Source organism: Chlorogloeopsis fritschii PCC 6912, assembly GCF_000317285.1.
GTDB classification, from domain to species: Bacteria; Cyanobacteriota; Cyanobacteriia; order Cyanobacteriales; family Nostocaceae; genus Chlorogloeopsis; species Chlorogloeopsis fritschii.
This window is the reverse complement of sequence record NZ_AJLN01000040.1, coordinates 55,455-81,663: the sequence shown is the minus strand read 5'-3', so window position 1 is coordinate 81,663 and position 26,209 is coordinate 55,455. Positions and strand designations below refer to the sequence as shown.

At 41.1% G+C, this 26,209-nt stretch carries 23 protein-coding genes; 14 read left to right on the top strand and 9 right to left on the bottom strand.

Going from position 1 to position 26,209, the window contains the following annotated elements; all coding sequences use genetic code 11:
* Window positions 1–190: 190 nt before the first annotated feature.
* Together speD and UYC_RS0103660 are read left to right on the top strand one after the other, a co-directional pair.
* Window positions 191–640 (top strand): adenosylmethionine decarboxylase, encoded by a 450-nt coding sequence (speD, locus tag UYC_RS0103665; protein ID WP_016873287.1) that lies wholly within the window; start codon window positions 191–193, stop codon window positions 638–640.
* 234 nt (window positions 641–874) lie between these two features.
* On the top strand, window positions 875–1,816 hold the full coding sequence (locus tag UYC_RS0103660) for a fused MFS/spermidine synthase (RefSeq protein WP_016873286.1): 942 nt from the start codon (window positions 875–877) through the stop codon (window positions 1,814–1,816).
* Between the two features lie 315 nt (window positions 1,817–2,131).
* Here UYC_RS0103660 and UYC_RS0103655 read toward each other — a convergent pair whose 3' ends face one another.
* Window positions 2,132–3,205, bottom strand: coding sequence for a cellulase family glycosylhydrolase (locus tag UYC_RS0103655; RefSeq protein WP_235082871.1), 1,074 nt, complete (start codon window positions 3,203–3,205; stop codon window positions 2,132–2,134).
* Window positions 3,206–4,679: 1,474 nt separating this feature from the next.
* Between UYC_RS0103655 and UYC_RS0103650 the strand changes: the two genes are divergently transcribed.
* Entirely contained in the window at window positions 4,680–5,378 is a 699-nt protein-coding gene (locus UYC_RS0103650; RefSeq protein WP_016873284.1) for an MBL fold metallo-hydrolase, read from the top strand.
* Window positions 5,379–5,715: 337 nt separating this feature from the next.
* Complete coding sequence (locus tag UYC_RS0103645; RefSeq protein WP_016873283.1) at window positions 5,716–6,069, top strand: circadian clock KaiB family protein; 354 nt, start codon at window positions 5,716–5,718, stop codon at window positions 6,067–6,069.
* Window positions 6,070–6,207: 138 nt separating this feature from the next.
* Here the strand turns inward: UYC_RS0103645 and UYC_RS0103640 are convergent, their stop codons facing one another.
* Entirely contained in the window at window positions 6,208–6,648 is a 441-nt protein-coding gene (locus UYC_RS0103640; RefSeq protein ID WP_016873282.1) for a TOBE domain-containing protein, read from the bottom strand.
* Window positions 6,649–6,742: 94 nt separating this feature from the next.
* On the opposite strand from UYC_RS0103640, the gene modA reads away from it, so the two are divergent.
* From modA to UYC_RS0103620, 3 genes are all read left to right on the top strand, one after another.
* Window positions 6,743–7,534: a molybdate ABC transporter substrate-binding protein gene (gene modA / locus UYC_RS0103635; protein ID WP_016873281.1), complete on the top strand. Its 792-nt coding sequence runs from the start codon at window positions 6,743–6,745 to the stop codon at window positions 7,532–7,534.
* A 282-nt stretch (window positions 7,535–7,816) separates the two neighbouring features.
* A complete protein-coding gene (gene modB / locus UYC_RS0103625; protein ID WP_016873279.1) occupies window positions 7,817–9,628 on the top strand; it encodes a molybdate ABC transporter permease subunit in 1,812 nt (603 codons plus the stop codon).
* Between the two features lie 284 nt (window positions 9,629–9,912).
* Entirely contained in the window at window positions 9,913–11,085 is a 1,173-nt protein-coding gene (locus UYC_RS0103620; RefSeq protein WP_016873278.1) for an MFS transporter, read from the top strand.
* Between the two features lie 25 nt (window positions 11,086–11,110).
* Here the strand turns inward: UYC_RS0103620 and UYC_RS37470 are convergent, their stop codons facing one another.
* The gene (locus UYC_RS37470; protein ID WP_157171205.1) at window positions 11,111–11,263 is read right to left on the bottom strand and encodes a hypothetical protein; all 153 of its coding nucleotides are present in this window, start codon (window positions 11,261–11,263) and stop codon (window positions 11,111–11,113) included.
* Between the two features lie 50 nt (window positions 11,264–11,313).
* On the opposite strand from UYC_RS37470, the gene UYC_RS0103615 reads away from it, so the two are divergent.
* Complete coding sequence (locus UYC_RS0103615; RefSeq protein WP_016873277.1) at window positions 11,314–12,312, top strand: DUF6745 domain-containing protein; 999 nt, start codon at window positions 11,314–11,316, stop codon at window positions 12,310–12,312.
* Window positions 12,313–12,327: 15 nt separating this feature from the next.
* On the opposite strand, the gene UYC_RS0103610 is transcribed toward UYC_RS0103615, so the two are convergent.
* Window positions 12,328–13,311 carry a carbohydrate kinase family protein gene (locus UYC_RS0103610; RefSeq protein WP_016873276.1) on the bottom strand — a complete coding sequence of 328 codons (984 nt, stop codon included), beginning with the start codon at window positions 13,309–13,311 and terminating at the stop codon, window positions 12,328–12,330.
* A gap of 349 nt (window positions 13,312–13,660) precedes the next feature.
* Here UYC_RS0103610 and pedR point away from each other — a divergent pair, with 349 nt between their 5' ends.
* The 3 genes from pedR to UYC_RS0103595 all read left to right on the top strand — a co-directional run bounded on the left by pedR (window position 13,661) and on the right by UYC_RS0103595 (window position 16,009).
* A complete protein-coding gene (gene pedR, locus UYC_RS0103605) occupies window positions 13,661–13,939 on the top strand; it encodes a photosynthetic electron transport-dependent transcriptional regulator PedR (RefSeq protein WP_016873275.1) in 279 nt (92 codons plus the stop codon).
* 319 nt (window positions 13,940–14,258) lie between these two features.
* Complete coding sequence (locus UYC_RS0103600; RefSeq protein WP_016873274.1) at window positions 14,259–14,912, top strand: DUF6391 domain-containing protein; 654 nt, start codon at window positions 14,259–14,261, stop codon at window positions 14,910–14,912.
* 98 nt (window positions 14,913–15,010) lie between these two features.
* Window positions 15,011–16,009 carry a glycosyltransferase gene (locus UYC_RS0103595; RefSeq protein WP_016873273.1) on the top strand — a complete coding sequence of 333 codons (999 nt, stop codon included), beginning with the start codon at window positions 15,011–15,013 and terminating at the stop codon, window positions 16,007–16,009.
* 474 nt (window positions 16,010–16,483) lie between these two features.
* Here the strand turns inward: UYC_RS0103595 and glpK are convergent, their stop codons facing one another.
* From glpK to UYC_RS0103575, 4 genes are all read right to left on the bottom strand, one after another.
* Window positions 16,484–18,004 carry a glycerol kinase GlpK gene (gene glpK, locus UYC_RS0103590; protein WP_016873272.1) on the bottom strand — a complete coding sequence of 507 codons (1,521 nt, stop codon included), beginning with the start codon at window positions 18,002–18,004 and terminating at the stop codon, window positions 16,484–16,486.
* A 147-nt stretch (window positions 18,005–18,151) separates the two neighbouring features.
* Window positions 18,152–18,343: a hypothetical protein gene (locus UYC_RS0103585; protein ID WP_016873271.1), complete on the bottom strand. Its 192-nt coding sequence runs from the start codon at window positions 18,341–18,343 to the stop codon at window positions 18,152–18,154.
* A 315-nt stretch (window positions 18,344–18,658) separates the two neighbouring features.
* Entirely contained in the window at window positions 18,659–19,195 is a 537-nt protein-coding gene (locus UYC_RS0103580; protein ID WP_016873270.1) for a CAP domain-containing protein, read from the bottom strand.
* 616 nt (window positions 19,196–19,811) lie between these two features.
* A complete protein-coding gene (locus tag UYC_RS0103575) occupies window positions 19,812–21,014 on the bottom strand; it encodes a phosphoglycerate kinase (protein ID WP_016873269.1) in 1,203 nt (400 codons plus the stop codon).
* Between the two features lie 370 nt (window positions 21,015–21,384).
* Between UYC_RS0103575 and UYC_RS0103570 the strand changes: the two genes are divergently transcribed.
* Window positions 21,385–21,792, top strand: a complete 408-nt coding sequence (locus tag UYC_RS0103570; protein WP_016873268.1) for a universal stress protein — start codon at window positions 21,385–21,387, stop codon at window positions 21,790–21,792.
* A gap of 178 nt (window positions 21,793–21,970) precedes the next feature.
* Window positions 21,971–24,553, top strand: a complete 2,583-nt coding sequence (locus UYC_RS0103565) for a tetratricopeptide repeat protein (protein WP_016873267.1) — start codon at window positions 21,971–21,973, stop codon at window positions 24,551–24,553.
* Window positions 24,554–24,804: 251 nt separating this feature from the next.
* On the opposite strand, the gene UYC_RS36300 is transcribed toward UYC_RS0103565, so the two are convergent.
* A complete protein-coding gene (locus UYC_RS36300; RefSeq protein ID WP_071588418.1) occupies window positions 24,805–25,008 on the bottom strand; it encodes a hypothetical protein in 204 nt (67 codons plus the stop codon).
* 207 nt (window positions 25,009–25,215) lie between these two features.
* Between UYC_RS36300 and UYC_RS0103555 the strand changes: the two genes are divergently transcribed.
* Window positions 25,216–26,076 carry an alpha/beta fold hydrolase gene (locus UYC_RS0103555; protein WP_016873265.1) on the top strand — a complete coding sequence of 287 codons (861 nt, stop codon included), beginning with the start codon at window positions 25,216–25,218 and terminating at the stop codon, window positions 26,074–26,076.
* Window positions 26,077–26,209 lie beyond the last annotated feature (133 nt).

Below are 26,209 nucleotides of genomic sequence, written 5' to 3'. Positions count from 1 at the left end.
AAGATAATACGTAAATTTGATCGAAAATTTCCACCAATTTTTTCTCAATCACACCCCTTAAAAGACTTTATTTGTGTGATAATTGTAGGTCTGTGCATAAATGCATAAACATTCTCTTGTGGCGAACTTCAAATTTTAAAGAAGTAGCCCATTTTTTCTGGGGGTTGATTTTTCTCTAGTTGATGTAAAGGTGAAAGAATTGGAAAAGCAATCTTACCCTCCCGAAGAGTTATCTTCGGTTCCGGTTGGCAGACACTGCATTCTAGAACTGTATAACTGTCCAACAAGTTTACTCAATGATATTGGGTTCATTAGAGAGGCTTTACAAACAGCGGCTAAAATAGCAAAGTCTACTCTACTCAAAGAAATATCATACCAATTTGAACCCTATGGAGTAACTGCACTGGCGCTTTTAGCCGAGTCTCATATCTCGATTCATACTTGGCCAGAAACAGGCTACATAGCAGTGGATATATTTACCTGCGGTCAACATACAAAACCGGAGAAAGCTTGCGAATACCTAATAAAAGCTTTTCAAGCAAGCACGCACGTACTCATGACGCTTCCTAGAGGTAAATTCTCACCAACTATTCAACCAACTATCAAACAGTTGGAGGAAGCTCTGCTGGTGAATACGTAATATTGTTGGCTCCCTAATAGGGTAAAGACAACCTACAAACTGCCAGTCTAGACTTGGTATGAACTATAAAAACTGCTGCCTTGACTGCAAGCAGATCGAGGCAGATTTTTATTTGTGGGCTTTTTTTTGCCAGTCTAAGATGGGGGATAATGATCACCGGGTCTGACCTTACAAAAAATCACCAACAAAACATAACATTTGGCAATTTTTAAGTGAAGTAGAGAGAGTAAAATTATGCCAGGTAGCGATGTGGGTGCAGATTTCTGGATGAACGAGTATATTACTCCTTGGGACATTTATGCTCATGGAGTAACAAAGGTACTCGCTTATCAGAAAACCGCATATCAAGAAATGTACGTTGTGGAAACTGGAACCTACGGCAAGGCCCTGGTTCTAGATGGTAAATGGCAATCTTGTACTGGTGATGAATTTTTGTACCATGAACCGCTAGTCCACCCTGCGATGATTTTTCATGGCTCACCGCGAAAGGTACTGATTCTTGGTGGTGGTGAAGGAGCCACAGCTAGGGAGGTATTGCGATGGCAGACAGTGGAAAAAGTTGTCATGATTGATATTGATGGCGAAGTGGTGGAAGCTTGCAAGCAACACCTGAGCGAAATGCATCAAAATGCTTTTGACGATCCACGTCTAAATGTAGTCATAGCAGATGCACTCAACTTTTTGGATACCACTGATGAGAAATGGGATGTAATTATCTCTGACCTTTCCGATCCCATTGAGTCAGGGCCCTCATTTCAATTATTTACCAAAGAATACTTTGAGAAAGCGCGTCGAGTCTTAGCACCGCAAGGTTTTTTTGTTGTTCAAGCAGGCCCTGTTTCACCGGGAGAACTGGTTCTTCATGCCCGGTTAGCAAAAACTTTGACCACAGTTTTTCCCAACGTACAATCTTACAGCAGTCCTACCTGTACTTATGGTAGAGCTTGGGGTTTTATATTAACTTCAGAGCAGGAAATTAACACCCGGCCAAATCCAGAAAATATAGATCAGCTTTTGCAGGAAAAAACGAGCGGTGGGTTGCGGATGTTAGATGGAGTTGCACTTTTGGGTATGCTGAATTTGCCTCTACACCTGCGCCAAGCGATCGCCCAAGAAACTCAAGTTTATACTCTTGCCGAACCCCCCAAATTTTTTGGACAAGGTTCAGTCAAATAATTGATAATTCGCAATTCATCTCAAACCTGCTGTTTAGCATATTCTACCTAAATGACATAGCTTGAAGTTGTCTTTTACTCCTAATAACACAGCACTCAGAAATTGTATGAAATTTCTGAGTGCTGCTATTTTAGTTCTTTACCTTATACCAAATCAGGTTAAATTACCCTCTTTATTCTTTAGTCCGCATAGGCGGACTTGGTTTGTTTAGCTGCGACTTCCAGTCGCCAAGGAAAAGAGTGGTTGTGAAGGCGGATTTAGTATTACATCCTACAGTCGTCCCAAAGACGCTTTGCTGCATTGAGATACCTTTTGTTAGGCTTCTGGCGACAAACTCAATTCCTCGTTGTTTGAAGGTGTTGCCATTGATGAGTTGGGTTTTCCATTTGCAGCTATCCAATTGGTAAAAGGATTGGCAGCTCGTTTTTCTTGTGCGAACGCCTTATAAGTTGATCCCCAATTATAGTTATTGTTGTCATTCGGGTTGCCACTGCTGTCAAGGAGTGCATTCTTATCGTTTCCGTTATGCTTCCAAAGCCATGCAAGGACAGAAGCGCGCTTGTTTCGTGCTGCATTTAAAAAAGTTAGAGGATTCATGAACTCTGCATTGCGGGGAGCTACCTCACCAAATATCACTGCAAAGCCTGAGTCAGATAATTTTTGCATTCTCGCTTCGATATTTGCCTGAGAATCTTTAAGCCAATTCTCGTAGGCGTGTATGTCAAAGATAATATTTTTTCGCCCAGCTAGAAGCTTCTTTCCCTTGGCGAGAATTACCGACTCGTCTTGCCCAGTTTCAGCTCCAGGAACAACAATTATGTTAGTCGCTCCAGTAGATCGAATGTTATCGACCATCTGTTGCATATCACTCAGCCATAAGTCATCGGAATATCCATGCGAACGATCCCACCAGTAAGGTTCGTTCCATAATTCTAACCATACATCAGGCTGGTCTTTGAATTGGTTTGCAATCTCGCGATATCGAGCTTTGTATTCATCCCACCACCAGGTTTGCGAGGGGTTGTTCCCAAGCAGGGGTGTTGAAGACATTCCATCCCACCCGAAGGGACAAAAAATAGTTATTTTCCCGTTCGCCCGATTATTGTCTGCAATTGACTGGAGAGAATAAAGCCATTCACCGTTGATTTGCTGTACCGAGCCAGTAAGCGGGTTATCGCGCATATTTCCAATGAATTCACGCACCATATCGATTCCCCAGCTATTCATGCCGCTGCTTCCGCCTCCGAAGACGTGCATTGCATTTACCCCTCGCCAGTATGTTGGCGACCAGTTTTTAAGTATGCGGCTACCAGACACGGAGTAAGTATCTTGAGCGAATGCAGTAGTAGCGAAAAAAACTACAAAAAACAGGATTACCCACCTGCTCACGTTTTTAGCTAAAGCAAACCGAAACTTCTTACCACAGATATTTCTCCAGAAGCGAACCAACAAACATGAGACAGCAACGAGAAATCCTTGAGATGCGTTACTTTTGTTTTTCTTTTTTGAATTCACGACAGTTATCCTCCATATCAGGCACCCAGCCGTGAGATTCCTCCCTTAGATATTTGCGGTTTAATAAATAGCTAACGCGCTTTTTTCTTGCCGCTTTCGAGTCAATACAAAGTTGCGTTGATAGTAGTTCTCACTTAACTTCAACTTGATATTTACGTGAAGATTATACGAAGACAGAGTTCACTTGGTGTTCTCGTATGCTCCTTGATTGCAACTTGATATTGAGTCGGGAGAAACTGTAGAGCCAGATGCCTTCTTTACCGTTTCTTTAAAAAAAGGCATATACTTCCCCCGCCCCCATGTGCTAACATATTGCCAATAGGGGTTGAGTCGTGAGGCTTATTAGCTGTCAACAGTTTGGTTTTTCCGACCGCCAAGTCTTTTCAAAACCAATGCTGATGCACAAGCGACTCACCTAACTTCCTTGCTACTTGTAATATACGGGTTCGATACTTATCACCTCCTCAAATTTGTCGGGATCAGTATATTCTTTCAATCTTGCTGTGGTCAAGTTAACATCTTTACATTTGTTTTTTCAAAGTTATATCCAACTCAGTATTGAGTAGGTAAGACTGTAAAGATAATGCCTTTTTTACTTTACAGTTTCTTTAAAAAAAGGCATACATTTTCCCTACCCCTATGTGATAACCTATTGCCCATAGGGTTTGGGTGTTGAGCCTGCATCTGCAATCAACAGTTTGGTTTTTCCGACCGCCAAGTCCTTTCAAAACCGATACTGATGTACAAGCAACTCACCTAGCGTTTTTGTTACCTAAACATACTACTTTGATAGCGATCGCCTCCTTGGTTTGTAACTGAATCAAATTTTACACGCAAATTAACTGTGGCTAGACTAACACTTTTCGCTATTTTTTCAAAGGGAAAGTGCACCGATTTAGTTTGAGCCAAGGGTTTGGGATGTTCAAAAATGGAATTTTAAATCGCTCAAATCCTTACGCAAAGACAACTCTATCTTTTTAACTTAATATTTTCAAAAAGTTATTTTTGGTGTTCCCTCTATACTTTCTCAAGAAAATGAGTATGAGAAAAAGTCAAAGACTTTTAGCCTTTTGTAAGATTGTGTTGCAAATATTTATAGTGAGTTAATAAAAATCGTATTTGCCTGAAATACTATGCTGGCTACAATCAACGGGAATGGATGACGACGCGATCGCACACAAATTTTCATAATTAGATTGCAAATAGTCTCGATTTCAGTGATTGCGGCTTTGTAACATTTTCTCTAAAAAATAAATTTATTGAATAGATTAGAATATAAGAATATTCCTATATAGAAATATTAGATCCAGAGAAAAACAGGCTTTCTATTTTTATGAGTATGGTAAAAATGTTATTTCGGCAATTATTTGATGCGGAATCTAACACTTACACTTACTTGATTGCTGATCCCAACACCAAAGAGGCTATGATTGTAGATCCGGTGCTGGAACAGGTGGAAAGAGACTTAAAATTACTTCAAGAACTAGGACTGACTCTACGTTACTGTTTAGAAACTCACATTCATGCAGATCACATCACAGGAAGTGATAAATTACGAGCCGCTACCAATTGTTTAAGTATTGTTCCAGATAGCTCTCATGTATCCTGTGCTAACCGCTACGTTAAAGACGGGGAAATATTACAATTAGGGGAAGTATTTATTAAAGCCATTGCTACTCCAGGTCATACTGATAGCCATTACGCCTACCTACTCAACAATGACCGAGTACTTACCGGAGATGCTTTGTTTATCAGAGGTTGTGGTCGTACAGATTTTCAAAGTGGCAATGCAGGAACTCTGTATGATTCCGTGACACAGCGTTTATTTACTTTGCCAGATGAAACTTTAGTGTATCCAGGGCATGATTATCGTGGTTACACAGTATCTACTATTGGAGAAGAAAAGCATTGGAATCCTCGATTCGTGGGACGTAGCCGCGAAAATTTTATTGAATTAATGTCTGCTTTAAACTTACCCAATCCGAAGAAGATGATGGAAGCAGTTCCTGCTAATGAACATTGCGGTAATGTCATACAAGTTACTTAAAGTAAATAAAAATACTCACGAGTGAAACAAGTGAAACAACAGTATTGAATAACTGAATCGCGATTTCTCTGTGTACTGTTGTATTTTCTAAATTAGTAATCTCTAGGTTTGCCCCCTCTACATTTACTGTTTGCAGATTTGCTTCCTACTACACTAGATACTACAACAAAGCGGAGCCGACGATTCCAAGAACGCACTGGTTCTCCTACTGTTATTTATAAAACGGTACGACGCCTTTATCCTACTGTAGATTTAAATTCACTTTCTTAAGATAGAGGTCAAAAAATAGATATAGTTTTAAGTTTTGAATGTAAAAGCCAATTTAATCAGGATATTTATGGATAATTCTATAGAAGACAAGGATAAGGCGAACGACTTCTTAGATAACTCCCAAGATACATTAGATTTGTTTGCTGACCAAAAATTAGACAAGTATGTCTTGCGACTGTATATTGCTAACTATAATCAAAAGTCTTTAAGTGCTCTTGAAAAGATTCAAAAACTTTGCGAAGAGCGTCTGCCAGGGCGCTATGAACTAGAGGTAATTGATATTTATCAACAACCTGAACGTTTAGAAGAAGACCAAATTTTTGCAATTCCTACACTTATAAAGGAATTTCCACCACCTATCAAGAAGCTGATTGGCGACTTAACAGATACCGAAAAATTAATTATTGCTTTAGCTCTTTAAAATTTAATTAAGCCAAAATTGATATCTAAAATTCTATTTTTACGTATGGAAATTGCTGTAAGCTATGTAAAACCAAGATACCAAAAACTTCTTTACAAAGTAAGGCTTTAAAAGACATTTGCAAAGATGAGCTTGGCACTAATCCTTAGCAATAGCAATATCATTAGACTTGATCACTGCATAAGCTTCTGTTCCTTCATATAGCTCCAACTCCTCCACTGACGTTGTAGTAATAATCGAAGTTAATTCAACTTCGTGGATGACTTTAATCGTTACTTGGCTGCTCACTTCTCCCTTGACAACTTTTGTGACTACACCTTTAAGAAGATTGCGAGAACTAACTTTGAGAGGTCTTTTTTGAGTATTATTTGTTATCTCAGGGGTATCAGTATCTTTCTGATCCCTGCGCTTGGTTGGTATTGGCTGTGGTGACGGCGAAGAGCGTTGACTGAGATTACGGACTAACTCTCTGAGGATTTCTGTTTTAGTGCGCTGAGACTGTTGACAGAATTCCTCTAAAATTCTCCGCTCTTCTTCTGATGTTTGAAATGTAATCCACCCTTGTTCTTTTCTTGGCATAGATTTTACCAAATTAATTGGTAATTTGTTGGTTGTCTTGGTACGATACTACCAATCTTCAATTCTATAAATTTTCTGCACAAGTAGTTTTTCGATGAAAAGAAGACAACTTTTTGCCTTCATTGGCATAGCGCTTTCTAGCTTGATTCTAACAGTTAGCTTGCCGTTCATAGCTCCTTCTGCTGTAGCACAGTCCAACAGCGAATTGCTTGTGTCTGCTGCTGCTAGTTTGAAAGATGCAATGGAAGAAATCAAGTCAATTTACCAGCAAAGTAAACCGAACATCAACATCAAGTATAACTTTGGAGCTTCTGGTGCTTTATTGCAACAGGTTCAACAGGGAGCGCCTGTGGATGTTTTCATCTCTGCTGCAAACAAGCAGATGGATACTTTGGAGCAATCAGGACAGTTACTTGCTAATACTCGCAGTATCTTAGCAAAAAACCGCTTGGTTCTGATTGTGCCGAACAATGTTACAGGTGTTAGCAGCTTTAACAATCTCCGAGATCCTAAAATTAAAAAAATTGCCATTGGCGAACCAAGAAGCGTACCTGCCGGACAATATGCTGAACAAGTTCTGCAAAAATTAGGTATCTACCAACAAATCAAACCTAAGTTTGTCTATGCTAACAATGTGCGTCAAGTTTTAGCAGCAGTCGAAAGCGGTAATGCTGATGCGGGCTTAGTCTATATCACTGATGCCAATATTTCTGACAAGATAAAAGTTGTAGCAACTGCTGATGAAAAGTACCATTCTCCGATTATCTATCCGGTAGGAGTTTTAAAAAGAAGTAAAAATACTCAAGTAGCTCAGGATTTTGTCAAGTTTTTATCAAGCGACCAAGCAAAGGGTGTACTGAAAAAATATGGGTTTGTCTTGCCTTAGTCAGCAGCTAGGAGTCGTAAGAAGTAAAAAATTACACTTGAGTGGCTAAAACAGTTGGTGACAGCAAATAAATAAATTTTTTGGCTGTTTTGCAAAACTGTCTTTATTTTTACCTTTTTACCTACCAACTTTTTTATAGATTGGTTGGTAGGTAGCTCAAGTAACATCCAAGCTGCCAAAAAGTTGAGGAATTTTTATCTGGCAATCAAGCGAAAACCGTGTTTGAAAAGCAAGGATTTTCGCTGGCTGGATAATTTCTATCTCCTGCTGTCTTCTATAACCATGCCACAAGATTTATCTCCTCTTTGGATATCGCTCAAAACTTCATTACTGGCTACATTTATTACCTTTTTCCTTGGCATTGCGGCTGCCTATTGGATGTTGGGGTATCGGGGTAAGGCGAAATCACTGATTGAAAGTATTTTTATTGCTCCTCTGATTTTACCCCCGACAGTTGTAGGCTTTATATTACTGGTCTTTTTTGGTAAAAATGGCCCAATCGGAAGACTACTGGAACCTTTTGACTTTACCATTGTTTTCACTTGGTATGGTGCGGCGATCGCTGCCACGGTGGTAGCCTTTCCCTTGATGTACAAAACTTCCTTAGGAGCGTTTGCACAAATTGATCGGAATCTTTTACAGGTAGCCAGAACTTTGGGTGCAAGCGAAGCAACTATCTTTTGGCGAATCGGGTTACCTTTGGCACTGCCTGGAATTTTAGCCGGAACAACTTTGGCTTTTGCCCGTGCGTTGGGTGAATTTGGTGCGACACTGATGCTAGCAGGTAATATCCCCGGACAAACTCAGACGATTCCAATGGCGATTTATTTTGCCGTGGAAGCAGGAGCAATGAATGAAGCTTGGTTCTGGGCGATCACCATTATGGTGATTTCTCTGTCTGGCATTATTGCTGTCAACTTCTGGCAAGAGCCGAGAGAAAAAAGTAGAACAGGGGAGAGAAGGAGAAGGGAACAAGAGAGTGAGGTTTCTGCCTTACCTCCACGATTCTCTGCAACTGAACTAAGAGTAGATATCGAGAAAATACTTGCTGGTTTTGATTTAAAAGTTTCCTTCAGCACTGATGAACAACCTTTGGGATTGTTGGGAGGTTCTGGTGCTGGTAAGAGTATGATTTTGCGCTGTATTGCTGGGATAGAAACACCAACTAGAGGCTTTATTATTTTAAATGGCAGGGTTTTGTTTGATTCCCAAAAGGGTATTAATGTTCCTAGCTGCGATCGCCGTGTCGGTTTTTTATTCCAGAATTATGCTTTGTTTCCCCACATGAGTGTGGCTCAGAATATTGCCTTTGGTTTACCGCCAGGATTATCTCCAGTAGCCATCAAGCAGCAAGTAGAAGCGCAATTAGTCCAAATGCAGTTAGAAGGATTAGGCGATCGCTATCCGCATCAACTTTCTGGTGGGCAGCAGCAACGAGTTGCCCTCGCAAGAGCTTTGGCTTCTCAACCAGAAGCTTTACTTTTAGATGAACCATTTTCTGCTCTCGATACTCATTTACGCAGCCAACTCGAACAACAAATGATGGCAACGTTAGCAGATTACCAAGGTGTAACACTGTTTGTAACGCATAACATGGAAGAAGCTTACCGAGTTTGTCCAAATCTTCTGGTGATGGAACAAGGCAGAGCAGTTCAATCTGGCTCCAAATACGAGATTTTTGAGCATCCCACTACCGTTAACGTTGCCAAATTAACAGGTTGCAAAAACTTCTCCCCCGCAATTCTTAAAGGCGATCGTCAAGTAGAAGCTGTTGATTGGGATTGCACTCTACGAGTCATTGAATCAATTCCCAACTCCTTCTCTCACGTTGGTATCCGCGCTCATCAAATTAACTTCACTAATGAACCCAACCAAGAGAATACCTTTCCTTGCTGGTTGGTACGAACCAGCGAAACACCACACCGGATGACGCTATTTTTGAAATTGCATTCTTCTCCTACCAATTCCCACGATTACCACTTGCAAGCAGAAGTATTTAAGGAGAAATGGGCAATCCTCAAAGATCAGCCCTTGCCGTGGCACGTTCAATTAGAGCCTTTACGTTTGATGTTAATGGAGCAATCTACAAAATAGTTGTATCAATTCTCCATGAAGATGCACCTAATTATTTTGGGACATAGCGAATTATCTTGAGAAAACCTCTGCGTACCTACCCTGCGGGAAGGCGAAACGCCTAATACGCTAACCTCCGCGTACCTTGGCATTAAAAAAAGTTAGGATTTGGCGCAGCTTCACAAAGAAACGGTATTACCGACAAGACAGATAATGAATGCTCTATTTTTGATGTTTTATGCAAGCAGTTTTTTAGTATTACCCAATGCTTCAATCTAAAGAGCGATTGAAAAAAACAACAGGGAATGCCACAAGAAACTGCTGCTTTAAAGTTTGTTATTTTACTAGGATTTGTCAGCCTTTGTGCTGATGCTACATATGAAGGAGCGCGTAGCATAACAGGTGCTTATTTAGAAGTATTGGGAGCTAACGGCACATTAGTTGGTCTAATAGCGGGTTTTGGAGAATTGATTGGCTATGGTTTTCGCTTAGTTATTGGTTATTTAAGTGACCAAACACGTAAATATTGGGGAATTACAACTTTAGGTTATTTTTTAAACACAGCGGTAGTGCCATTTTTAGCCTTAGCAGGAAGATGGGAGGTTGCTGCTGGGTTAATGATTGCGGAACGTACAGGCAAAGCAGTTCGTACTCCGCCCCGTGATGCCTTGCTTTCGCATGGTGTCAGTCAAATGGGTAGGGGCTTTGGCTTTGGGTTGCATGAGGCAATGGATCAAACAGGTGCAGTGATTGGCCCTTTGGCAGTAGCAGCTGTAATTTACTGGTGGGGAAGTTATCAGAATGGCTTTGTGATTCTGGTTGTGCCAGCTATACTGGGATTGCTTATGCTGTTGGTGTTACAAAAGCTTTACCCCAATCCCCAAGATTTTGAAGTTGAAACAGTAGCAGATGCAGAAAAAGGATTGCCACAAATTTTTTGGATTTATCTTGGTGCTGTGGCTCTTGTGGCAGCAGGCTATGCAGATTTTCCTCTGATTGCCTATCACTTTCAAAAGCAACAGATTGCCTCTGGGCTAACAATTCCACTATTTTATGCCTTGGCAATGGGAGTAGATGCTGTAGCTGCATTGATATTTGGGAAACTGTTTGATCGCATTGGAATTTCGATTCTCATGCTTGCAGTCGTTCTTTCTTGCTTGTTTGCGCCTTTAGCTTTTTCTGGTAGTACCAACCTGGCATTAGCAGGAATGATTTTGTGGGGTGTGGGCATGGGCGCACAAGAATCGATTTTAAAAGCAACGATCGCGGGTTTAGTATCGAAAGATAAACGCGCTTCTGCCTATGGTATTTTCAGTGCAGGTTATGGCTTGGCGTGGTTTTTGGGTAGTACTTTAATGGGAGTATTATATGATTGGTCGATTACTGTACTAGTTGTCTTTTCTGTTTTTAGCCAGTTCATGGCTATTCCGTTTTTACTATGGGTGAAGTGGCAAGCAGATACAAAAAACAATCTGTAAGCAACAATAGCTTAAAGATGCAAAATCAGATTTGCTGATTTTGTTCGTCATCTCCAAGATTTTGAGTAGTTTTCTCGCCACTAAAACACCCACCACTCCCGTAAAATACTCGTAGAGTAATAATTTCCTTCCAATAAAGGACATCGAACAGCGATCGCGCTTTGTTAATACAGAGCAAGCCCTACAGTCTGGTTTAATACAAAATAGCTACTGTATCGCATCATTGCTATGTTCGCCGATCGCCTAACACCAGAACAACACGCATTGATATCCCGTTATCGAGAAAAATGGCAACATCTCGGCTTATCTACCGAGCAATTGAGCCAACAACACGCCATTGATGCAGTTCGAGCAATATATACTGTTCTCGAACTCAGCGAACCCGAAATACTTATCGTTGATAGCCCTAACGCCGCGTTCGAGTATATCTGGAATTTACTCCAACTCGGTTCCTATACAATGCTGGGCGATGTCATCATAAATTCGGATTGGAGTAGAATCTACAGTAATTTGCAATCGCAGTTGCTTGCACGACTACCCATTGCTCTACAAACCAATTTGAATTCCTTGTTTGAAAACCATCTTGCAAATGAGTATGCCTCTTTACTAAAACGTCAGTTAGAGTACCAGTGGCAAGATATTTTTTGCCAGCACCTTGGCAAACAAGCTCGCAACACGATTAAAGATATATTCTCCTCGTGCCGGAAGCCCGAAAGTTTAATTGCAGGGTGTAGTTATTTTGACTTTTGCGTCCACATTTTAAACTACCACCAATTTCAAGACAAAGTAGCGATTTTAGAAGATTTTGTCAGGAATTGCGGCTGGACTTTCTTTTTTGAGAATATCGCGATTATCTCCAACCATCCAACCAAAATAAGTATTGATAGCGACAATCACCTTCACGCCGACAATGCACCCGCGATCGCGTTTGCGGATGGGTATAGCCTATACGCAGATCACGGACGAATTAAACTGGAGCGCACGCGCAAGCCAATGGATGATAGCGAGTGGGTACGCCTATTGGAAAAAGTCAACACAGTTGAAATAGACTCTTGGGAAGAATACAGTTTGTTACGTATTATCAGGCAGCGAGTTAATGTTCAGCCCATGCAGTTTCTGAAGGCGACAAATTCCACCACTGGGGAAGTGCGCGTTTACTGGGTGCCGCTGCGGATCGCGTCTGCAATTGAGGCAGTACACTGGGTAAACCGACGCACAAACCCATAATCAACCTTTACAGAGCTACCCCTTTACACCCACATTCAACAAAAAAGCTTCCACTTCCGCTGCTGTTGGTTGAGAAGCGATCGCTCCTGGTTTCATCGTCGTCAGCGCCCCCACAGCACTAGCATAGGTGACTACTTGTTTTGCTGTTTGTGGATCGCTCAAGCTTTTAATTCCATGAGTTAACAACTGATGGATAAACCCAGCAACAAAGCTATCTCCTGCCCCAGTGGTATCAACAACAGAAACATCAAAGGCTGGTAACTCACCGTCGTGTTCTTCAAAAGAGTAGCTACAACCCTTTTCCCCATTCGTTACTACTACTCCTTCAACTGAGTCGAGGCGACTGAGAATTTCTCTGGGCTTACTGGTGTCAAACAGCCATTCAGCTTCTTCTAGTGAGAGTTTGAGAAAATCGACTTTTTGGAATAATTCCCGAATAGTTTGCGGTGCAATCTCAGGATCAGTCCAAAATACAGGACGCCAATTGACATCTAACAAAACTTTGAGGTTATATTCTTCTGCTAATTCTAAGGCACGCTTAACTGCTTGCCCGCTTTCTGGATAGGCTAATTCCAGAGTGCCCAAAACTAAAAAATCTGCTGCTTCAAATAGCTGGATTGGTAATCGTTCTGCTTGTAGGCGGGTGTCAGCAAATTCTGTGGTGTTATAATGTCCAAATCCGGCAAAGGTGCGATCGCCTTCTAAAGAGCGTACAACATAAACCTGCCGCGTTGGTGCCGTAGGATGTCGTTGTACACCAGTCGTATCTACACCTATTTTTTGCAATAGCTCTACCAGTTCATTACCAGGCTCGTCTTCACCCACACATCCGATAAATCCTGCTGGTATCCCCAGCTTTACCAAAGCACAGGCTACATTAGCTGGTGCTCCCCCTGGGTAGGGAGTCCAAGACTCGACTGTTGAGAGCGATCGCCCTAATTGATCGGCCAAACAATCAAACAAAATTTCACCCAGGCACAAAACACGGGGATTACTCATCTGATTTTTGATTTTCGATGTTGGAAGAGGAATTATCCAGTATAAAATCTACAATACTTTCTATTTTTTTCGGCAGTCATTCATACAATTCAACAGCATTTTTTGCTAATTAAAATAGCTGAAAATGCTTGCGCATAATGCTTTTTAGACCAGTAAAATTTTCTATTAATTCTACACAAAACTAAAAAAATCATTGTAGCGCGATCGGGTATTGCTGCCAATCTTAAGTTAAGCAGTAAAGTATTAACATAAAGCACTTTTAATTATACTGGAAATGCCTACCAGCTAAAGAATCTTCTAGAATGAGAGAGAGCATTAAGTACATATACCAAGGAGGAGAAAATAACGCATGGCTGGTGGCGAGTCTCAGACCCCTGTTAGTCTGTCAGACAGAGAACTGCAAATAATTGACTTGGTGGCCGCTGGCTTAACTAACCAAGAGATTGCAGGTAAACTTGAAATTAGCAAACGTACAGTTGATAATCATATCAGCAACATTCTCACCAAAACCGGGACAGATAATCGAGTAGCTCTTGTTCGCTGGGCGTTGCACTGGGGCAAAGTTTGCTTAGATGATGTCAACTGCTGTTCTCTGCCCAATCAAAATGGAGAATCAACAAATTACTAGTATGCTGTTAAGCAAATTTTGATAGGTTGTCTTTTGTTCCCCTCCTCACGCCTCGTGTTCAGTGTGAACCTGTTCAAAGTCAAGCGTAACAGAGTATTGGGGATTGGGGATTCTCCTGACGGAGACGCTACGCGAACGGGGATCGGGCATTGGGAATTGTATTTTTCCTATGCCCTATGCCCCTTGCCCTAGTCCCTAGCTCCTAGCCCCTAGCCCCTATTTTTAGGCTAGTCAACAAAAATTAGCAACAATCTCCAAGTTGAAAAGGTACATTTGAAAAAAACCATATTGCTCCATCAGCATTAGGAGCAGTTTTCCTATGAATATTTCTGCTTCTGCCGAAACTGGCGGGTTTACCTTTGATTTTTTTAATTTTGATTTGACAGCACCTCAACCTACGTTAGATGCTGAGTTACTGAGGCTATTATCTTTTATTCCAGGCTTGAAAGAAATTCTCATGCTGCGGCAAGTTCATGCTTTAGAACATGCTACTGTATGGGTTTTAAGTGAATCAAAAACAACCAATTTCCTTCAAAGAACCCCTAGCAATTTTCAGATAGACAACGCACTATTGAGCGGTTTATCTACAGAACGGGGATTTTATCTTTATGGTCAGGTAAATATCAGCGATTTACGGCGTGCAGTCAACCTTGCCCTCAATCGCCTTACTAATGGAGAATGGCATTTAGCTGTACATCCCCGTTGTGGTACAAATTTATCAGTGGCAATGTTGCTAACAGCCGGACTTGCAGTAGGTACGCATCTGTTGCTACCGCGAGGACCAATTGAACAACTTATAGGTTTGGGGTTGGCAGCCACAACCGCAGCAGAATTAGCTCCTAATATGGGTGCTTTGGCACAGCGCTATTTAACAACAGCTATTCCCTTTAATGTAGAAGTAGAAAACATCACACCTACACGAGATATGTGGGGACGTGAAGCCCATTTCGTGAAAGTGGGCTGGCGGGAATAGGGAATAGGAATTAGGGGCTAGGGACTAGGAATGAAAAATCCCAATCCCCAATCCCCAGCACCCTGTCCCTTATCCCTTGCATTTAGGAAAATTGCGTAATGAGAAAACTGTACTTTTTACTTCCTGGGACAGATGGCAAGTTTGCTTGTGGAGGTCTTTGGGCAGAATTAAAAACACTAAATCTTGCTAAAAAAATTTGTAGTGCTGAAATTGTAACTTACCGTCAACGGGAAGGAGGCAAGCTTTTTCTAGATGACATACTTCAAGCACAAAATTTAAATGATGCTATTTTTGTGGTTAGCTGGGGATTTGATGTAGCTCGACTTGCAGCAAAACTCAAGCAATACAATGTTGTTTACCATGCCCACAGTACAGGCTATGGATTTAAACTTCCTGCAAGTATTCCAATTATTACTGTTAGCCGAAATACAATGGGGTATTGGGGACAGAACTCTCCCAACTCTCTAATTTATTATTTGCCCAATCAAATATCTGAGGAATTTCAAAATTTAAATTTGGAACGAGATATTGATGTTTTAGTCCAAGCGAGAAAATCTTCTGAATATTTAATGCAGGAATTAATTCCAGCTTTGCAGCAGCAGTGTCGAGTATTTGTTGTTGATTCCTATGTAGAAGATTTAGTTGGGTTATTCAATCGCACCAAGATTTACTTATATGACTCTGCTGAATATTGGGCGCAACAAGGTGTAAGCGAAGGATTTGGTTTGCAGCCGATGGAAGCTCTTGCTTGTGGTTGTCAGGTTTTCTCTAGTGTCAATGGTGGGTTGTCTGATTATTTAGATCCTGGATTTAATTGCTATAAAATTGCTGGATATTCAAAAGAGTACGATGTTCAAAGAATTCTGAAAGCGCTAACATCTGTCAATCTACCAGCGTTGCATCCAGATTTTTTTGCAGAATATCGCACTGAAAATCTTACTAAGCGTTTACAAGTAATTTTGGATGAGCTAAACGCTTTCTTTGACCACAAAGCTCACTTTTCTTCTAATATCAAAAATTTGACAAGAATGCGTCTGGCAAAATTACATATACAGACAATATTCAAAAAAGCGAAAAAGAAATATCTAAAAATGTGAGCAGCAGTGCTAATATAATTGGCACTAGGAGTATTAAGAAGTGTTTATATTCTTATGAAGCAAACAAAACAAAAGTAAAGTTTAGTTTCAAAAAATACCGTACATAATTATTGGTGATAATCTAAGAGTAGAAGCTAATAAGCTTCCTTGGCAGATAAAACAGCCTCGATTCCAAAAGTTCAATGGTTCAATTTAGTTAAGAGGTAAAAACGCTGTTGAAGCATCTGTCTTGTCAACTAACAGCAACACCCAAGACAAACGCTTATATTTCCTCATATTAGTAGTATCAAGAGGCAATGTGGCTGGTTATTAATTATTAATCAGCAAGCCTAGATAGCATCACAAAGGAGAGGGAATATTTAAGCTACTAAGAGCTTGGGTGTTGTTGTTTTTGGGAGATAAAATCGCATCATAAATAAAATAAATTTTCTCACGATCGCACAATCATGGGAAAGCGATCGCCTATCCCCACTTTTATTCCACCCAATGTTTAGCCCGTTCTACCGCTTTTTGCCAGGTAGCAAAGTTAGCTATTGCATATTCTCTACCCACGCCAGGTTCAAATACACGATCAATTTGCCGCTGTTGCACTAGTGCCTCATAACTATGCCAAAATTCAGCCGCTAATCCTGCTGCAAACGCTATACCTTGCACAGTTATATCGCGCATTACCGGGCGTTCTACAGGAATACCCAATACGTCTGCTTGGAACTGCATCAGAAAATTGTTGTCACACGCACCACCATCCACGATTAATCGTTGCATTGGAGTGCGAGAAGATGCATCTATTGCTTGCACTACTTCTTTAACTTGGTAGGCGATCGCTTCTAAGACAGCTCTGACTAAATGCTGGGGTTGCACTGCTGCGGTAATTCCCAAAAATGCTCCCCTGGCAGTCATATCCCAATGGGGTGCGCCTAGTCCGCTAAACGCAGGTACAAAATATACACCACCATTATCTGCAACTTGAGTGGCGATCGCTTCTGTTTCGGCAGCTGTTTTAATTATTTTGATGCCATCCCGCAACCATTGGATGCAAGCTCCACTAGTAAACATACTGCCTTCTAAGGCATAGCCTACGTCTAAGTTACTACTATGATTAACTTGCGTCCATGCCACTGTGGAAATCAGTTGATGTTGAGAACGGACTATATTTGAGCCAGTGTGAGCCACCAAAAAGCTACCTGTGCCATAAGTGCATTTCATCAAACCGGGGCGATCGCAACCATGTCCAAATAAAGCTGCTTGTTGATCGCCTAAGATAGCAGTAATAGGAATTTCTGCACCTACTACAGTCGCATCGGTAACACCAAATTTTCCTAGACTAGGTTGAATCTGGGGTAGGATATGAGCGGGAATTTTAATTAAGTTTAGAAGAGTTTCATCCCATTCACAGGTAGCTAAATTCATCAACATCGTGCGGCTGGCGTTACTGTGATCGGTGGTATGTACTTTTCCGCCTGTTAATTTCCACAGTATCCAAGTATCAATTGTACCTGCCAAGACATTGTTTAGTTCAACACCTACGACGTTATCTAACAGCCATTTGAGTTTTGTAGCAGAAAAATAGGCATCAATAACTAAACCAGTGCGATTGTAAATCTCCTCAGCATATCCCTGTTGCTGCAATTGTTGACATAGAGGAGCAGTGCGGCGATCTTGCCAAACAATTGCTCGATGCAGTGGTTGTCCGGTGGTTTTATCCCAAATTAAACAGGTTTCTCGCTGTACAGTTAGCCCAATTGCAGCTATTTCACTGAGAGTAATTTGGGCATTCTCAATTGCCGTTTGCATTACCCAGCAAGTATCCTGCCAGATTTGCCAGGCGTCATGTTCTACCCATCCAGGCTGAGGATAATACTGTGTTAGTTCTTTGTATGCTTGCCCAACTATTTTGCCAAGGGCATTAAACACAAAAGCGCGGTTGCCTGTAGTACCCAAATCCAGTGCGAGAATGTATCCTAATGATGGAGTGTTAGTGCCAATTTCTTGCATAGCTGTTGTTAAGTAGAAGGCAGAAGCTTATCCTATCTGACTTTCTGGTGATAAGTATTTTACGTTTAATTATGTCCACCTACTTACTACAGTAGCGATCGCTATTTTATACCAATCACCAACGGAAGTTAATATCGGCAGTTTTAATCAATTTCCCTTGGCAATCCACTCTCTTCCTGCTTTTTCAGCTGCGTGGGCAGAATAATAAAGCTTGCGCTCCCCAAACACTGCACCGCCACCGCTCAAGACTCGAAACTGCCATTCGTCATCCTTAGTATAAAACACTATTAAGGTAAATTCCTCGATGCCAACAACTAAGTGAATGGTGACAGTAGTCATGGTGTAGATTTAGGGAACTCTTAACAGGGAACAAGAGGTATTTTCATCATTTGTTGTGTGATTTAATCACATGGGTGTTTGGGTTGAAAATAAGGCAGAAGGAGGAAATTAGAACAACAAGACTTGGAGCAAGAACCTCATTAAAATTTCCCCGTGTCACCGCATCTCCGTGTCCTCTTCTGTACGCACTTGATGTTCCGTTAATAGCTGTAATGTGAATATAGTATAGGGGGCTAGATTGCCCCCATGCAGTGTTGATAAAAAAGTTACGGACACGGCGTTATTACTCAGAAAATAGAGCAAGAGCGCCTATCGCTATCGCATAAAAATCTGCGTGAAGTAAAAACATTTGCCGTCGCTGGTGGCAGCAACACCAATACCGGTAAGCTTGTAATTACCCTCGATATTGCGGCGATGCCCTGAACTATTTAGCCAGCCTTTTACAGCTTGTGTAGCAGGATCGCTATATCCACAATTGTAAGCAACATTTTCTGCTGCTGCGCTGTATGAAAGACCAGTATTTTTGACTCGATCAGAAAATCCTTGATGTCCAAATGGGACACTACCATTAGCCATGTTCCGACTGTGAGTTCTAGCCTGACTGTCAATAGAAGAGTTACGAGTCAAAGCTGATAGCCCCTTGGTAGCACGGTGAGCATTAATTTTCTCGTGAACTGACTGTTCTATTGCACTGGTGCTGAGAGTTTGTGCGATCTGAAAGCTATGACTTTGTGAATTAGAAGGCGCTAAGTGCTTCTTGGTATAAGCTTGGCTGGGTGTATAAATGGCCATTGTTGCACTGCTTAAGGCACAGGCTCCTAAAGCAATACTGAAAATGGTTTTTTGATTCATCAAGAGTTCGTCCTATAGCCACTGAGAATAAACTTTTACATCTAAACATACAAGTGGTCAAAGGCACAAAGAGAATGAGCGGGCAATAAATTGAAAATTTGAGCAAAAATCGTGACTATTTATTAGGTAGCTCTTAAATTTAGTGCTAGTTGTTTTTATTTGAGTAAAATACACTTAATTGTGCAATGTAATGCCTCTATAATCCAGTCCACAGATAGATTTTCTACTATTTAATAACTGCTTTAAAATTAGGATAATTGTATTTTATATAAGCGCTAAACTCTATAGTTATATATCTAAGAAACTTATAAAAGCTAAAAAAATAGCCGATCGCACTTAAGTCAAATCAATAACTTTTAGAAAAGCGATCGCGTACTTTCAGCATTCTCTGGCAACATAAGCGCGATCGCTCTCAAGAAACACAGGGAACGGGTATGAGGGAAGAAGGTGTTTCTTTCATTTGTTGCTAGTGGCGATCGCCGCTAGTTGAACGTAAATCACAATTCCCCTTGTCCCCTGTCCCCGTGTTACGATAAAAAACCCGATCGCAATGACCGGGTTTTTTATTAAAGCTAGAGCCGTTTTTTAGTTGATTGAAGTAAAAACAAGAAGTATTTTAAGCTTCATCTAGCGCTGCAATTCCAGGCAATACTTTACCTTCGAGCAACTCTAAGCTAGCACCACCACCAGTGGAAATGTGGCTCATTTGCTCGGCTAAACCAACTTTTTCTACAGCCGCTACAGAGTCACCACCACCAATGATAGTGGTAGCACCTTGTTTGCTTACCTCGGCGAGGGTGTGGGCGATCGCTTCTGTACCAACAGCAAACTTATCAAATTCAAACACACCCATCGGCCCGTTCCAAACTATACTCTTGCAATCAGCAAGGGCTTCTTGGAACAATTTGACTGAATCGGGGCCAATATCCAAACCCATCCAACCATCGGGAATATTTTCGATGCTGACGGTTTGAGAATTAGCATCAGCAGCAAATTTATCTGCTACTACCACATCTGTAGGCAACAGGAAGGTAACACCCTTTTCTTTCGCCTTAGCTTCTAAAGACTTCGCCAACTCCAGCTTGTCTTCTTCCACCAAAGATTTGCCGACATTCAAACCACGGGCTTTGTAGAAAGTGAAAATCATTCCACCGCCGATGATGAGTTTGTCGCACTTTTCCAAGAGCGTTTCAATCACGCCAATTTTGCTAGAAACTTTTGAACCACCAATAATGGCTGCTAAAGGACGTTGGGGGCTTTCAATTGCACTTTGCAGGTACTGCAATTCCTTTTCAATCAGATATCCAGCAACAGAAGGACTCAAATAATGAGTCACACCCTCAGTAGAAGCATGGGCGCGGTGTGCAGTGCCAAAAGCATCATTAACATACAAATCAGCATTAGCTGCCAATTTTTGGGCAAAATCTGGATCGTTTTTCTCTTCTTCTTTATAAAAGCGGACATTCTCAAGTAACAGTACTTGTCCATTTTGCAGAGCGCTCACCTTGGCTGCAACTTCTTCGCCGATGCAGTCGTCAGTCTTAACTACTTCCTGCCCTAATAACTCAGAAAGACGTTTGGCAACCGGAGTGAGACGCAATTTGTCATCTACACCCTTAGGACGCCCAAAATGGCTGGCTAAAATTACCTTAGCTCCCTTCTGCATCAAATCCTTGATGGTTGGTAGTGCGGCGCGGATACGAGTATCGTCTGTGATATTACCTGAATCATCTACTGGCACGTTAAAATCAACCCGCACGAAGGCACGCTTTCCAGACAAGTCTGATGCAGATAAATTTGCTAAAGTTTTTTTTGACACGGCGCAAACCTCCTGATTGCCTTTTTGTTATGTTTTGTAATTAGACTCATCCAGAATTGTACCGGAGTGAGGGGTGCAAAGAATTGTTAAGCTGTGAGTTTCTTGGCAATATCTTCCCAAAGCTTGACACTGCATAGAATTAACTCAATTCATTTGGTCTACTTCGATGGAGTATTGCGAAAATGCAAACAATACGGGGAAATAATAGATAGTCCTGTTTCAAATCGAAGCGCTCAACTCGCTTGTCTAAGCCTGTGGAGGGATAATCACTCCCATGCTCTTACCAAAATCAAAAAGCAGGAAGTAAACAGTAAAGCAATCTTTCTAGATTAACTTTGCATCACCAAATATAGAGCAGCAGGTAAATGCCATGTTCAAAACAGTTCTGTTCCCAATCGATCAAAGCCGCGAAGCACGGGAAGCGGCTGATGTAGTAATTGAGATCGTAAAAAAGTACGGCAGCCGCTTGGTGCTGATTAGTGTGGTGGAAGAACCCGACAAAGATACATCAAGTGAGGAGGTAATGGCTTCACCAGAGACAGTAGCTCAACTGCTAGAAAGTGCTAAATCTATGTTTGCCGAGCAAGGAATACAAACCGAAACCATTGAACGGCAAGGAATACCTGCATTTGTCATCTGCGATGTTGCCGATGAAATAGAAGCAAATTTAATTGTCATGGGCTGTCGGGGATTGGGATTGACGGAAGAAGGAGCGACTGAAAGTGTTACCAACCGGGTGATTAACCTTTCCCCCTGTCCGGTATTGATTGTGCCATAAGCTATATTTCAAGTTCACGACTAAGGGTTGAAAATACCTGTTCCCTGTTAAGAGTTCCCCGTTCCCTCTTTTCAGGTGAGTATATCGATTCCTGGGAAGGATTCTGAGAACTGTAGCAGCTGGTAGATTGGAGATAGGCACGTAGCTCAAAAACTAACCAACAGATGAGGATGGTTTTATGAAGAGCAAGCATCAATTCGTCTATGCACTCTTGTTGAAAAGCGCTATAGTCTTTTCTCCTTTACTGCTATCTGTTGGTGAGGCTGGTGCTCAAATTACCTCATCTCCCCAAGCAAATCAGCAGCCACAAGAATTAGCACAACTGCAACCAGAACAGCAAACGCGAGATTTAATCCAAACAGAAGTCGATCGCGCTTTTGGACGTACACGTACTCTGCTTAATGTTTGGGTAGTTATACTAACTCTGTTTCCGGTGGCGGTAATTGCTTCCTTTTGGCTGCTGCGCCGAGCTGTGGTACGTGAAATCGTCGATCGTGCGATCGCACAGTTTCAAGGGCTAGAAGATTTACAAAACCAGCTAAATACTGTCAAAAAAACAGCTGAAATCAACATTCAGCAAGCTAAAAATATTACTGATGAATTGGAAAAACAAGCAGAAGCCTTGCGACAACAGATAGTTTCTGTGATTCCATCAGAAATATCTCAGTCAAAAGCGCAAATGATAGCAGAATTAGAAAAACAAATCAATTTATCGAAACAAGAATTAAAAAATTTAGAATCACAGTTTAATTCTCGATTAGCTGAATTAGAAGTAGATGCTCAACAACAAAAGCATATAACTTTAGACACATTAGGTAATTTAAAATCAGAAATAATCTCACAAATTACTGCTTTGCAATTAGAAAACCAAAAGCAACAGCAGCAAGTATTTACTGATTTGGAAAATTCTCGGCAGGAATGGACATCTCAACTCGCCCAATGGCAGGAGGAAGTTCAACAGCACAAAGACCAAAATTTAATGAATTTGGATAATTTGCAGACAGAATTTTCTTTACGACTTGCCGAATTGCAATTAGGTGCTCAACAAAATCAAGAGCAAGTATTATCTGAGTTGTCATCCCACTTTTGTGGAATTTATTCTGATGCCGAGCAGCAAAAGCAGCAAACTTTTGAGAGTTTGGAAAAATTGCAAGCGGAATTAGCAGAGCATATAGCTGAATTAAAATTAGGGAACCAACAATATAATCAGCAAGCTGTTGCAGAATTAGAGAATTCGCGGCATGAATTTAAATCTCTACTATTAGAATGGCAATCTCAAGTACAGCAACAGCAACAGCAAACTTTAGAAAGCTTCTCACAACTCCAAGCAGAATTGTCTGAATATGTTGCACAATTTCAATCAGAGACTCAACAACAAAAACAACAAGTATTTACAGACTTAGAAAAAACTAAACAGGAATTTATCTCTCAACTTGACTCACAAACGACTGAGTGGCAGTCAGAAGTACAACAGCAAAAGCAACAAATTCTTGAAAATTTGCAACAATTACAAGAAGAATTTACTAGGCAAGTTGCACAATTGCAGTTAGAAAATCAACAACAGAAAGAACAAGTATTTACAAATTTAGAAAATTCAATCTCTGAGGTAAAATCTCAACTGTCTGGAGTGCAGTTGGATGCTCAACAACAAAAGGAAATTATTCTTGAAAGTTTAGAAAAATTACAAGTAGAATTTGCCTCACAAATAAATGAACTACTAGTAGATGCTCAAAGAAGAAAAGAACTGATAATTGAGAATTTGGAAAAATCTGGTTCTGAATTTGCTTCACAATTTTCGCAATTGCAGTGGAATGCACAAGAACAAAAACTTTTAATTTTAGAAAAGCTAGGAAGATTAGAGTCTGAGTTTGTATCTCAACTCTCAGATTTACAAACAGATGCTCAACAACGAAAAGAGCACATCTTAGAACAACTTTCTCAGATTACACCCCCTTCTTCCTCAAATACTGTTACCGCAGAAGTAGAAGAAAAAATAGAAGAAGCACCACAACCAGCACCAGAGCCAGAAACGCACCAAGTGCAAGATACGCTAACTGCTGATGATTACTTTAAACAAGCAGAACTTCTGTTTTCAGAAAAAAGCTATGAACAGGCGATCGCTCAATACGACCAAGCAATTAAAATCAAATCAGACGAGCCTGCAATCTGGTTAAAACGGGGGATGGCGCTAGCAAGGCTCAAACAATACAAAGACGCGATCGCCTCCTATGAAAAAGCCCTAAAAATTAAACCTGATTATCATCAAGCTTGGTGTGATTTAGGTGTTGCCTTAGGATATTTGCGGCGACAAAAAGAAGCTTTGATTGCTTTTAATAAAGCCACGAAAATTAACCCGAATGATGCTGTAGCGTGGTTAAACAAAGGATTGGCATTGGAAGATTTAGAACGATATGAAGATGCGATCGCATCTTTTGATCAAGCGATTAAACTCAATCCTAATTCTTATAAAGCCTGGAATAATCGGGGTTATGCACTAGTCATGCTGGGTTATGACGATGAAGCACTTGAAAGCTTTGACAAAGCCCTAAAAATTAAACCTGACTATGCCAACGCTTATTACAACAAGGCAACCTGTTATGCTTTGCAGGAAAGAGTAGAATTAGCCTTGGAAAATTTACAACAGGCTGTTAATCTCAATCCCAGATACAGACAACAAGCAGAAGCTGACATAGATTTTGATTTAATTGCCACAGATAAACGCTTTCAGGAGCTAGTAGCAAACACTAATGTGCGAGCGTAGATTCATTTTTTCTGTGTAGCAAATACACACCACGCAATGAAAATAGTAAAGCTCAGGTAGCCTAACACAGTGAACCATTCTTGGGTGTTGTTGAATGTATCGTTCATCAATAAAATCAGGAAAATAAAGACTGAGTAATACATAGCCTACGAAGGAAGGCTTTGTTTGTGTAGCAGCGAATTCTATTCGCCACGTATTTTAGGTTTTTAAGTTTGAGTGGGAGCGATCGCACTTAAGGTGCAACAGCTTCATCATTCATCGTTATCGTATGTTACACAAGGACTATCAACTTCTCGGATCGGTTGGAAAGAATTGCAGAAAGCTATAGTACCACAATTAACATCTGCTTCATCCGGATGAATGCATTGCACAACGCCCTCTACCAACAGATGAAAAGCACATTCATTACATATAGTCTTACACAGTATTTGTTGGCAGTTGATTGAATCTGACATCGGCAAAATCCTTATTGGTTATCGGCTGGCTTGCAGTTCCAGGTTCTCGTTACCAAATTCAACCTGGTAACGAGGGTTTCGAGGGTTTGCCTGGTGGCTGTTGGGGCTGGTGTAATTAGAATCCCCCAGAAACTGCTACCTATGCGATCGCAAGTAGTACTATCCTAATTTTTCGGAGAAAATGAGTATGCCGGGTAGGAGTGAAAAATGCGAGCAAAAATCAGAGATACAGAGATTTTCTTTGACGTAGAAGGTTCTTCTTTAGTAGTAGATGGCGATCGCATTCACACCAAACCAGTTGCCTTTTTGGTTCACGGTGGCCCTGGTGCAGATCATACTTCATATAAACCTGCTTTTTCTCCTCTTGCTCAAAAACTACAACTAGTCTACTTCGATCATCGAGGGCAAGGGCGTTCTGCTCGCGGACTCAAAGAAACCTACACTCTAAATAATAATGTCGAAGACATGGAAGCGCTGCGCCGTTACTTAGGACTCGATCAAATCGTTGTTATTGGCACTTCCTATGGTGGTATGGTTGCTTTATCTTATGCGGTTCGCTATCCTCAGCACGTATCGCATTTGATTGTGATTGCTACAGCAGCTAGCTCTCGCTTTCTACAACGAGCGCAAGAAATTTTGGCACAACGGGGAACCGAAGAACAAAAGAAAATTGCCCAGCGACTCTGGGATGGCTCCTTTGAAAATGAAGAACAGCTACGAGAATATTTTAAAGTCATGGGGCCAATGTATTCGCTAACTTACGATCCTGGTGTATCTAGCAAAACTTGGGATCGGGCGATTCTGTCGGTTGATGCCATTAATGTTGCCTTTGGTGGCTTTCTGCGCAACTATAATCTACTTGACCAATTACACAAAATTACCATACCGACTTTAGTCATTGGAGGGCGGCATGACTGGATTTGTCCTCCAGAATTTTCTGAAGAGATAGCTCAAGCCATCAAGAATTCTGACTTAAGAATCTTTGAAAATAGCGCTCACCTGATTCGGGCAGATGAAAAAGAAGCACTGCTAGATGCGATCGCTGGTTTTTTGGTTTATAAACGTTAAGTAGAAGAAGGCAGACGGCAGTAGACGCGGAGCGGATAAGCGAAAGTAGGCAGAAGGGAAGAAAGTTTTTTCATGTGTTCTGGTGAGCCAGAGGCTCTAGTTCTCGTTACCAGGTTCAACCTGGTAACGAGGG

Excerpts from the sequence above, each read along its gene's own strand:
- UYC_RS0103620 (WP_016873278.1), top strand. The coding sequence starts at position 9,913 with ATGCCACAAGAAACTGCTGCTTTAAAGTTTGTTATTTTACTAGGATTT.
- modB (WP_016873279.1), top strand. The coding sequence starts at position 7,817 with ATGCCACAAGATTTATCTCCTCTTTGGATATCGCTCAAAACTTCATTA.
- glpK (WP_016873272.1), bottom strand. The coding sequence starts at position 18,004 with ATGCAAGAAATTGGCACTAACACTCCATCATTAGGATACATTCTCGCA.
- UYC_RS0103640 (WP_016873282.1), bottom strand. The coding sequence starts at position 6,648 with ATGCCAAGAAAAGAACAAGGGTGGATTACATTTCAAACATCAGAAGAA.
- modA (WP_016873281.1), top strand. The coding sequence starts at position 6,743 with ATGAAAAGAAGACAACTTTTTGCCTTCATTGGCATAGCGCTTTCTAGC.
- UYC_RS0103595 (WP_016873273.1), top strand. The coding sequence starts at position 15,011 with ATGAGAAAACTGTACTTTTTACTTCCTGGGACAGATGGCAAGTTTGCT.
- UYC_RS0103570 (WP_016873268.1), top strand. The coding sequence starts at position 21,385 with ATGTTCAAAACAGTTCTGTTCCCAATCGATCAAAGCCGCGAAGCACGG.
- UYC_RS0103555 (WP_016873265.1), top strand. The coding sequence starts at position 25,216 with ATGCGAGCAAAAATCAGAGATACAGAGATTTTCTTTGACGTAGAAGGT.
- pedR (WP_016873275.1), top strand. The coding sequence starts at position 13,661 with ATGGCTGGTGGCGAGTCTCAGACCCCTGTTAGTCTGTCAGACAGAGAA.
- UYC_RS0103585 (WP_016873271.1), bottom strand. The coding sequence starts at position 18,343 with ATGACTACTGTCACCATTCACTTAGTTGTTGGCATCGAGGAATTTACC.
- UYC_RS0103610 (WP_016873276.1), bottom strand. The coding sequence starts at position 13,311 with ATGAGTAATCCCCGTGTTTTGTGCCTGGGTGAAATTTTGTTTGATTGT.
- UYC_RS0103565 (WP_016873267.1), top strand. The coding sequence starts at position 21,971 with ATGAAGAGCAAGCATCAATTCGTCTATGCACTCTTGTTGAAAAGCGCT.
- UYC_RS0103580 (WP_016873270.1), bottom strand. The coding sequence starts at position 19,195 with ATGAATCAAAAAACCATTTTCAGTATTGCTTTAGGAGCCTGTGCCTTA.
- UYC_RS0103615 (WP_016873277.1), top strand. The coding sequence starts at position 11,314 with ATGTTCGCCGATCGCCTAACACCAGAACAACACGCATTGATATCCCGT.
- UYC_RS0103650 (WP_016873284.1), top strand. The coding sequence starts at position 4,680 with ATGTTATTTCGGCAATTATTTGATGCGGAATCTAACACTTACACTTAC.
- UYC_RS0103645 (WP_016873283.1), top strand. The coding sequence starts at position 5,716 with ATGGATAATTCTATAGAAGACAAGGATAAGGCGAACGACTTCTTAGAT.
- UYC_RS36300 (WP_071588418.1), bottom strand. The coding sequence starts at position 25,008 with ATGTCAGATTCAATCAACTGCCAACAAATACTGTGTAAGACTATATGT.
- UYC_RS0103660 (WP_016873286.1), top strand. The coding sequence starts at position 875 with ATGCCAGGTAGCGATGTGGGTGCAGATTTCTGGATGAACGAGTATATT.
- UYC_RS0103600 (WP_016873274.1), top strand. The coding sequence starts at position 14,259 with ATGAATATTTCTGCTTCTGCCGAAACTGGCGGGTTTACCTTTGATTTT.